Raw genomic sequence first — 8,742 nt, forward strand, 5'->3', positions numbered from 1 at the left:
GAACGGCCGTTACGGTGGACTCGTGACAGCGAACCGGGGGATCGATGCCGACTTCCTCAACCTGCCGCGCCAGGCGCTGGCCGACGCCGCGCTGTCGTCGGCCACCGCGGCCGGCGCCAGCTACGCCGACCTGCGGATTCACCGCATCGTGACCGAGATCGTGCAGCTGCGCGACGGTGAGCTGGAGACGTCGGTCGTCACCCGCGAGATCGGCTTGGCGGTGCGGGTGATCGTGGACGGCACGTGGGGATTCGCCTCGCACGCGGAGCTGGCGCCCGCCGTGGCCGCCGAGACCGCCCGTCACGCCGTGCAGGTGGCCACCACCCTGGCCACGCTCAACCGTGAGCGCGTCGAGTTGGCGCCCGAACCCGTGTACGCCGACGCCACCTGGGTGTCGGAGTACCGCATCGACCCCTTCACCATCCCGGCCACCGACAAGATCGCCGTGCTCGAGGATTACTCCGGTCGGCTGCTCAGTTCCGACGGCGTCGACCACGTCTCGGCCGTGCTCACGGCCGTCAAGGAGCAGACCTTCTACGCTGACACCTTCGGGTCGTCGATCACCCAGCAGCGGGTGCGGGTGCAGCCGTCGCTGGAGGCGGTGACCGTCGACGCCGAGGCGGGCAGCTTCGACTCGATGCGGACGCTGGCGCCCCCGATGGGGCGCGGCTGGGAGGTTTTGTCCGGCGACGAGATCTGGAACTGGACCGACGAGCTGGCGCAGCTGCCGTCGCTGCTGGCCGAAAAGGTCAAGGCGCCCAGCGTTTCCGCCGGGCGCAAGGACCTGGTGATCGATCCCACCAACCTGTGGCTGACGATTCACGAATCCATTGGCCACGCAACCGAATACGACCGCGCCATCGGCTACGAGGCCGCCTACGCCGGAACGTCGTTCGCCACCCCGGACAAACTCGGCACCATGCGGTACGGCTCCCCGGTGATGAACGTGACCGCGGACCGCACAGTCGCGCACGGGCTGGCCACCATCGGTTACGACGACGAGGGGGTCGCCGCCCAAAGCTGGGATCTGGTGCGCGACGGGATATTCGTCGGTTATCAACTCGACCGGGTGTTCGCCCCGCGCCTGGGTCAGCCGCGCTCGAACGGGTGCTCGTATGCCGACTCGCCGCATCACGTGCCGATCCAGCGGATGGCGAACGTGTCGCTGCAACCCGCGAAGGAGGACGTCAGCACCGCCGACCTGATCGGCCGCGTCGAGGACGGCATTTACATCATCGGCGACAAGTCATGGTCGATCGACATGCAGCGCTACAACTTTCAGTTCACCGGTCAGCGGTTCTTCCGCATCCGCGACGGCGAATTGGAGGGCCAATTGCGGGATGTCGCGTATCAGGCCACCACGACCGATTTCTGGAACTCGATGGAGGCCGTGGGCGGGCCGTCGACCTGGCGGCTGGGTGGCGCGTTCAACTGCGGCAAGGCCCAGCCCGGCCAGATCGCCCCGGTCAGCCACGGCTGCCCGTCGGCGCTGTTCCGCGGCGTCAATGTGCTCAACACCCGCGCCGAGGGTGGCCGATGATCACCCCGCAGCACGTGGTCAACCTGGTTCTGGACGAGGCCGCCAAGCTCGGCGGCGCCAGCGAGACCATGGTGCTCGTCACCGACAAGGTGGAGGCGACGCTGCGCTGGGCGGGTAATTCGATGACCACCAACGGGGTTGCGGTCAACCGCAGCATCACGGTGATCTCCGTCGTCCGTCAGGGCTCCACCGCGCGCATCGGCACCATGGTCTCGGCGGAGGTGGATCCGCGGGTGATCCCCGAGCTGGTGGCGGCGTCCCAGGAGGCGGCCCGCTCGGCGCCCGAGGCCGGTGACGCCGCGCCGCTGCTGGCCGACACCGGCGTGCCCGCGGACTGGAACGCACCCGTGCCGGGCACCGGGCCGCTGGTGTTCGCCGAGGTCGCCGACTCCCTCAGTCGGGGCTTTCGCGGCACCGACCGGCTGTATGGCTTTGCGCACCATAGCGTTTCGACCACGTTCTTGGCGTCGTCGACCGGGGTGCGGCGCCGCTACACCCAGCCCGCCGGGGCGGTGGAGATCAACGGCAAGCGCGGCGACGCGAGCGCCTGGGCGGGCATCGGCACGCCCGACTTCGCCGGTGTGCCAATGGATTCGCTGCTCGAGGAGCTGTCGATGCGGCTCGGCTGGGCCGAACGCAGCGTGGAGTTGCCCGCCGGCCGCTACGAGACGATCATGCCGCCATCGACGGTGGCCGACATGATGCTCTACCTGGCGTGGTCGATGGCCGGCCGTGGCGCGAGGGAGGGCCGCACCGCGTTCTCGGCGCCCGGCGGCGGGACCCGGGTGGGGGAGAAGCTCACCGAGTTGCCGTTGACGCTGTTCTCCGATCCGATGGCGCCCGGCCTGGCATGCACACCGTTCGTCGCCGTGAGCAGCTCGTCGGAAACGGTGTCGGTCTTCGACAACGGCATGGAGATCGGCCAGGTGGACTGGATCCGCAACGGCGTGATCAACGCGCTGGCCTATCCGCGGGCGACGGCCGCCAAATTCGACGCCCAGGTGGCGGTCGCCGCCGACAACCTGGTGATGACCGGTGGCTCCGTCGACCTGGCCGACATGATCGCGGCCACCGAACGCGGCCTGCTGCTGACCACGCTGTGGTACATCCGCGAGGTCGACCCCACCACGCTGCTGCTCACCGGGCTGACCCGCGACGGCGTCTACCTCATCGAGGACGGCGAGGTGACCGCGGCGGTCAACAACTTCCGGTTCAACGAGAGCCCGCTGGACCTGCTGCGGCGGGCCACCGAGGCCGGGGTGAGCGAGAAGACGCTGCCGCGGGAGTGGGCGGACTGGGCCACCCGGTCGGCAATGCCGTCGCTGCGGATACCGGACTTCTATATGTCGTCGGTGAGCCAGGCGCAGTAGGCGATTGCCGCGGGGCGGGCCGCGTTCTAGCGTGTGACGGATGGCGGCTCCGGTTTCGGTTCGGAAAGATCAGCTCACGCGGTTGGTGTCCCTGTTTCCGGGTGACCCGGCGGCCGCCCGCATCGCGGGACTGATCCGGCGGGTGTGTGCGGAGACGCTGTCGCTGCCGCCGCTGCCCAGCCCCGTCGAGGTCGGCGCGCCCGAATCGGACGCGGAAGTCGTGGTCGCCGAGTTCGCCGAACAGTTCAGCGCCGATGTCTCGGCGATCACCGGCGACCTGCGATCCCGCCTGATCAAGCAGCTGGGCGAGGCTGCCTTCGGCGTGGCGGTCGGAATGTATATCGCCGACTTCGTTCCGCGGGTGCGGGCCGGGCTGGAAGCGCTCGGCGTCGGCTCGGAGTACCTGGGCTGGGTCGACGGCGTCGTCGCGTGGGACGGCGTCACCGAGCCGTCGGGTCCGGTGTTCAACGACTTCCTGCCCGCGGTGGCGCGCATGCGGGCGCTCGACCCGGTCACCGCCGAGCTGGTCCGGCTGCGCGGGGCGGTTCAGCACAACTGCCGGCTGTGCAAGTCGCTGCGGGAGAGCACCGCGCTGGATGCCGGCGGTTCGGAAACGCTGTACGACGAGATCGAGCGCTTCGAGTCGTCGAGTGTGCTCGACGACCGCGCTAAAGCAGCGCTGCGCTACGCCGATGGGCTAATTTGGACCCCTGCGCACCTCGCCGTCGACGATGCCGCCGAGGTGCGCTCCCGGTTCTCCGATGCCGAGGCCGTCGAGCTCACCTTTGACATCATGCGGAATGCAAGCAACAAAGTCGCCGTCGCGCTGGGCGCCGACGCGGCCCGGGTCCAGCAGGGCACCGAGCGCTATCTGCTCGACGCCGACGGGCAGACCGTCTTCAGCTAAGAGTCATCTGCGGCCGACGTGGTCGCTGGGCCGGGGTGCTTAACCACTGGTCATGAGGCTATTCACGGTGGCAGGCACGGTCGGCCCGCGTGCATCCGCCGGGCTCTTGCGGCCGGTACGAAGTAGCGAATGTTAACCATTCGTACACGATCACGCAAACAAAAGTTCCCCGCTCAGGCCGCTGGCACTGGCTAAATTTATGCCCGACGCCGAAACTCATATGTGAACTCATATGTGCCGGTGATCTCAGCTGGCAGCGACGCCTGATTTGACGGCTAGCTGTCGCCACATCACAGCTTGATTTGCGTCGGAGAGCCCACCGCTCACACGCAGAGGGAGGACCGGAGATGACGACCACCCGCTCACGTTTGCGCACGCGAGTGTCCTCGGTCTGTGCCGCCGGCGTCGCGTTGGGAGCCTCGATGCTCGGCGGCGCCGTGCTGTCCGCGCCCCAAGCGTCGGCGTCCTGCAATCTCAGCCCGAAGGACGACCAGTACATCCAGCTGCTCGCACAGAACAAGATGGTGCACAACGCCGACTTCAGCGATTGCACCGAGGCTGCCGAGGGGCGTTGGTTCGCCGACCAGGTGCGCAACCACCCCAACCCGTTCGGTGAGGCCCAAGAGCTGGTCAACATGATCACCAACACGACGTCGATGAACCAGGCCCAGGCCGAGTGGGAGGTCGAGTCGGCCATCTACGTCTACGCGCCGGACATGATCCCCAAGATCAAGGACCAGGCCGCGCACGCGAACTGGCCGTCGGAGTAGGCCCGCCAGCTAACTGTGGAGTACGGCACCGGCAGCACTGAGTGCCGGTGTTGGGCCATTGCGCTTACCGCTGGCCCGCTGATCGGATATCCAACTCGCACTGGCGTTTTCGTTGACTGCCGTTCATCGATTGTTTGACGAACGAGTCGTTTGTCACGCTCGTTGCCGGTGGTACCCGGTGTTCGGCGCGAAAGGAAATTGGCAAATTCCACGATAAGGGGGACGTGAAAGTGAGGAGCACACGATCGCGCGCGCAAGCACTGGCGGTGGGGGCCGCCGGCGTTGCGCTGGGGGCGGCGATGGTGGGGGGTGCCGTAATGTCGGCGCCGCACGCATCGGCGTCGTGCAACATGAGCCCGGCCGACGACCAGTACATCAAGCTGCTGGCGCAGAACAAGATGGTGCACAACGCCGATTTCAACGATTGCAGCGAGGCCGCCGAGGGACGCTGGTTCGCCAGCCAGGTGCGGTCCAACCCGAATCAGTTTGGCGAGGCCCAGGAATTGATCAACATGATCACCAGGACCACGCCGATGGACCAGAAGCAGGCCGAGTGGGAGGTCGAGTCGGCGATCTACGTCTACGCGCCGGACCTGATCCCCCGCCTCAAGGACCAAGCCGCGCGGCAAGCCCCCGGGCAGCCGGCCCCAATCTGATGCCCTGACGCCCTGAATGCCCGCCGCCGCTCCTTCGAGTGCGGCGGGCTCCGCATGCCCGGCGGACGATGACCACGCTTTGGGCTACGGTTTCCTACGGAACATCCCCAGGGGCGGTAGCTCAGTTGGTTAGAGCCGCGGACTCATAATCCGTTGGTCGCGGGTTCGAGCCCCGCCCGCCCTACCAGGCGTTTGTATGACCTCGGCTGATGCTTGACTTTTTGGCTTCGGGTGATGCCTGACAGTGTTTCGGTTGATGCTTTACACCGGTTGCGGTTGATCCTTCACACTCCCGAGATGAGGGAGTTGAGCGTGGCCGAGCAGAGGTATCAGGCCGTGTTGGCGGTTCAGTGGGTAAGCACCTTCGGTGACGGGGTTTACGATCCGCACACCTACACGACCACGTTCACCGTCACGCCGGGAAGTTGAGGAGGCACAGATGCGCGCCGTCACCCGCTTGGCCATGCAGATGCTATCCGTCGTTTGCGCGTTGACGTGCCTTGCCTGTACGACACCGAAGCATGCCGCTGCGCAACCGGGCGACTTTCCGGACCTCGGCGGTTTCGCTCCGGTACCGGCCGAGAATTACATCGAACCCCCGTCGAGAGGCCTTCAGTACGCGCACTTTTCGACCCCCTACAACATTCAATGCTGGTTCGAGGCCGCAGAGCCAGTACCGGCTTGGCACTCGCAAGACATCAACTGCCTCGGAGACATGCCCGATGCAAACCCTTGCGCGGTCGCCAAGGCAAGCCCCGGTTCGGGGCCGGCATACGTCATCAACAAGACGGGCGACAACTGCGGCGCGCCCTACACGCGCGGACTGCTGCTGAATGTGGGACAGAAACTGACCTACCGCGACGCCACGTGCGCGGTGGGCGCCGACCACCTGGTGGCATGCCTCGATACCTCGCACGGTCAGCATGGCTTCGTGTTCAAGCCGTCGGGCAGCACTGCGTTTTAACGAACTTCCGTGGGCGATGACCAGGGTGTGTAGCGTCGTTTGGCTCATCACCATTTCCTGATTCAACAGAAGTCGCGCAAAAAGACTTGACGGAATAGACACGCGCGTACGCTGAAGAGCGCCTCGGGCACAGTCTCGACAGAGCGGAGTACGTCATGTCTGGTCTCGGCAAAATTTTCATCGCCCTGGTCATCGCGCTCACCCCCCTGGCCGCCTCGGGATGCGCCACCAGCTGCACGCCCGGTGCGCCCAGCTGCTTCATAATCTAGCCCGCCCGGCTGCCCAAACCGCCTCCCGCGCAGGGGTGGTCGGCCAACGTCGCGCCCAACGCGGGAAATTTCTTAAGGCGGAATCCCTTCCGCCGAAACGGCTTACGCCAGTAGCGGCGCCAGCTCGCTGCGGGGCACCGCGACTTGGTGGGGCCCGGCGTTGTCGTGTACCACCTGGTCTTGGCCGAAGAAGAAGATCACCGCGTCGTTCGTGATCGCGAAGTTCTGGTAGGTCTCCTCGTCGAGTTCGGCATCCGGCGCATCCAACTTGCGTCGGACGATCGGGTCGAGCACCTCGAGCGGTCTCGTCCCGGGCTTGAACAAGGTGTCGAAGGTGATCGGGACGCGCTTGGCGAGATCGAAGTTGAACGCCCGGAACGTGGTGTTCGGGTGGCCCTCGTGGGCCAGGCCGGTGTCATTGTCGATCGTGAGCACCAGGCTCTGGGTGCCGGAGCCCGGCGCCCCCGAACGAAACGTCTTCGCGGTGACGGCGTAGAGGTATGGCCGGCCCCGCTTCTGGCCCGGCCCCACCTGGGTGACCCAGTCGATGAAGTCATCGCGGTTGCGTTTGAGGAATGCGGCCACCGAATCTATCTCCGGGTAGTCGATGGGAAAGCTCATCTCGATCGTGTAGGTGGGCGTGGCACTTCGCACATGGCAGATCCCGTCGGGACCCACGGTTCCGTCGAGATCGGTGCACGCGCTCCGCCCTTGCAGCGCAACAGATGTCGTGGTCGTCGTGGTCTGTCGGACGACGCTTGACGTGCCGCACCCCGCCGCGCCACCGATCAACGCCGCGGCCGCAATCCCGGCCAGCACACCCCTCACGGTGACCATCATCGGGCCGGCAGCTTGAGGATGCGGAAGTGGGAGCTGTCGTTGAGGTACACGTTGCCTCCGCTGTCGACCGCCACACTGCCGGGGTTCTTGAGGTTGTGGAACGGTAGCACCGTCGGGGTGCTCGCGCCTCTATTCAACTTCAGTACCCGGTTGGCGCTGAAGTCGGTGACGTAGACGTTTCCGCCCCTGTCCACCGCCACATCGCCGGGTAGCTGGAGGTCGGTGAACGGCAGCACGCTCGGGCTATCGGCGCCGGGTGCCAGCCGCAGCACGCGCTTACCGCCGGAATCGACGACGTAGACGTCGCCGTTGGCATCCACCGCCACGCCGCCGGGATGAATGCCGTTGAGCGGCAAGGCGGTCGGAATACTTGACCCCTGCGCCAGGCGCAGCACCTGCTGGGTGCCCGAGTCGCTGACGTAGGCTGTGCCGGCGGTGTCCACCGCGAGGCCCACGATCACGTCGAGACCCGTGAACGGTAGGACGGTGGGCGTCGCGCTGCCGGGCGTCAGCTTGAGCACCCGCTTGTGGTGACCGTCGGTGACGTAGAGGTTGCCGGCAGCGTCGATCGCCGCGTGCAGGGCCTGACCGAGATCCCGGAACGGCAGCGGCGCTGGGTGATTGGTGCCCGCGGGCATCTCCCACACCTGCCCGTAGTGCAAGTCGAGCACGTACACGTTGTCCGCGGCGTCCACCGCCACGCCGGCGAGGTGGTTGATCAACTTACCGAACGGCAGCTCGACTTGCGGGCCATAGGTCACCGCGTGAGCGGCGCTGGCGGCCACGGGCGCCCCGGGGATCGTTGTGGAGCATCCGCCGGATACCACTGCGGCCGTGGCGATCCCGACCGCGAGAGCGATCGACGCGGTGCGTCTGTGGCCCCGAGCAACTTTCGTCATGCCAGTTGCCCTCACCGCTGGCCCGGGTAGGGCACCGCGCTGATGACGCCGCCGCCGTTGACCGTCGGCCCGAGCAGAACGGTTGAGGTCCCGGCCGCGGGGTTGTAGTCGATCAGCGACTGGCCGCTTCCGCATCCAGCCCTCCCTTGCAGGTTGAGGTCGCCCCCGTTGACGCCGACCACGACGACGCTGCGGCCCTTCACGCCCGCCACCGCGACGGGTGCCGTCGTTCCGTCGCCGTTGAGCTTGGCGAGATAGATCACCCCGCACGCGCCCGCTGCCTGCACAAACGTCCCGGCCGGGAGTTGCCAGGCGTTCAGGTCGCCGTAATCGGGGCCTTTGCCGTTGGTCGGCGCGGTGAGGGCGGTCGGGGCGCCGCCGTCGATGGGCACCAGCCACAGCCGCGACGCGCAGCGGGTGAGCGCGACCGTCGAGTCCGGGTCCCACCACCGCATCGGCGTGCAGTCGATCCGGCACGCGTTGGACGTGGGTAAGACCCGCGACTGGATGCACGCCCTGTTCGCCAA

General features: G+C 66.9%; 10 protein-coding genes, 1 tRNA gene and 1 pseudogene. 9 read left to right on the forward strand and 3 right to left on the reverse strand.

All coding sequences use genetic code 11. The annotated features are described in order from the left end of the window. The first annotated feature begins 22 nt into the window (after positions 1–22). The 8 genes from A5680_RS07570 (at position 23) to A5680_RS07600 (ending at position 6,207) form a co-directional block, all read left to right on the forward strand. Positions 23–1,540: a TldD/PmbA family protein gene (locus A5680_RS07570; protein WP_067817867.1), complete on the forward strand. Its 1,518-nt coding sequence runs from the start codon at positions 23–25 to the stop codon at positions 1,538–1,540. Then, positions 1,537–2,910 (forward strand): metallopeptidase TldD-related protein, encoded by a 1,374-nt coding sequence (locus tag A5680_RS07575; RefSeq protein ID WP_055400068.1) that lies wholly within the window; start codon positions 1,537–1,539, stop codon positions 2,908–2,910. Before A5680_RS07570 ends, A5680_RS07575 begins: the two co-directional genes overlap by 4 nt. A 40-nt stretch (positions 2,911–2,950) precedes the next feature. Beyond that, the gene (locus A5680_RS07580; RefSeq protein WP_067817819.1) at positions 2,951–3,817 is read left to right on the forward strand and encodes a carboxymuconolactone decarboxylase family protein; all 867 of its coding nucleotides are present in this window, start codon (positions 2,951–2,953) and stop codon (positions 3,815–3,817) included. A gap of 347 nt (positions 3,818–4,164) precedes the next feature. After that, positions 4,165–4,587, forward strand: coding sequence for a DUF732 domain-containing protein (locus A5680_RS07585; RefSeq protein ID WP_055400064.1), 423 nt, complete (start codon positions 4,165–4,167; stop codon positions 4,585–4,587). A gap of 266 nt (positions 4,588–4,853) precedes the next feature. Next, complete coding sequence (locus tag A5680_RS07590) at positions 4,854–5,243, forward strand: DUF732 domain-containing protein (protein WP_067817822.1); 390 nt, start codon at positions 4,854–4,856, stop codon at positions 5,241–5,243. A 110-nt stretch (positions 5,244–5,353) separates the two neighbouring features. Continuing rightward, positions 5,354–5,430 (forward strand) — tRNA-Ile (locus A5680_RS07595). A 110-nt stretch (positions 5,431–5,540) separates the two neighbouring features. Then, positions 5,541–5,672, forward strand: coding sequence for a hypothetical protein (locus tag A5680_RS26450; RefSeq protein WP_255380289.1), 132 nt, complete (start codon positions 5,541–5,543; stop codon positions 5,670–5,672). Positions 5,673–5,682: 10 nt separating this feature from the next. Beyond that, positions 5,683–6,207, forward strand: coding sequence for a hypothetical protein (locus A5680_RS07600; protein WP_067817825.1), 525 nt, complete (start codon positions 5,683–5,685; stop codon positions 6,205–6,207). A gap of 371 nt (positions 6,208–6,578) precedes the next feature. Here A5680_RS07600 and A5680_RS07605 read toward each other — a convergent pair whose 3' ends face one another. The 3 genes from A5680_RS07605 to A5680_RS25990 form a co-directional block, all read right to left on the reverse strand. Beyond that, positions 6,579–7,316 carry an esterase gene (locus tag A5680_RS07605; RefSeq protein ID WP_055400058.1) on the reverse strand — a complete coding sequence of 246 codons (738 nt, stop codon included), beginning with the start codon at positions 7,314–7,316 and terminating at the stop codon, positions 6,579–6,581. After that, positions 7,313–8,101 (reverse strand): NHL repeat-containing protein, encoded by a 789-nt coding sequence (locus A5680_RS07610; protein WP_067817828.1) that lies wholly within the window; start codon positions 8,099–8,101, stop codon positions 7,313–7,315. The genes A5680_RS07605 and A5680_RS07610 overlap by 4 nt, the downstream gene beginning before the upstream one ends. A 125-nt stretch (positions 8,102–8,226) precedes the next feature. Next, positions 8,227–8,607, reverse strand: a complete 381-nt coding sequence (locus tag A5680_RS25990) for a hypothetical protein (protein ID WP_369827624.1) — start codon at positions 8,605–8,607, stop codon at positions 8,227–8,229. Positions 8,608–8,638: 31 nt separating this feature from the next. Between A5680_RS25990 and A5680_RS26525 the strand changes: the two are divergent. Continuing rightward, positions 8,639–8,742: pseudogene (locus A5680_RS26525) on the forward strand (hypothetical protein); the annotation flags it as partial.

Origin of the sequence: Mycobacterium sp. E2989 (genome assembly GCF_001667595.1) — a bacterium.
Lineage (GTDB): Bacteria > Actinomycetota > Actinomycetes > Mycobacteriales > Mycobacteriaceae > Mycobacterium.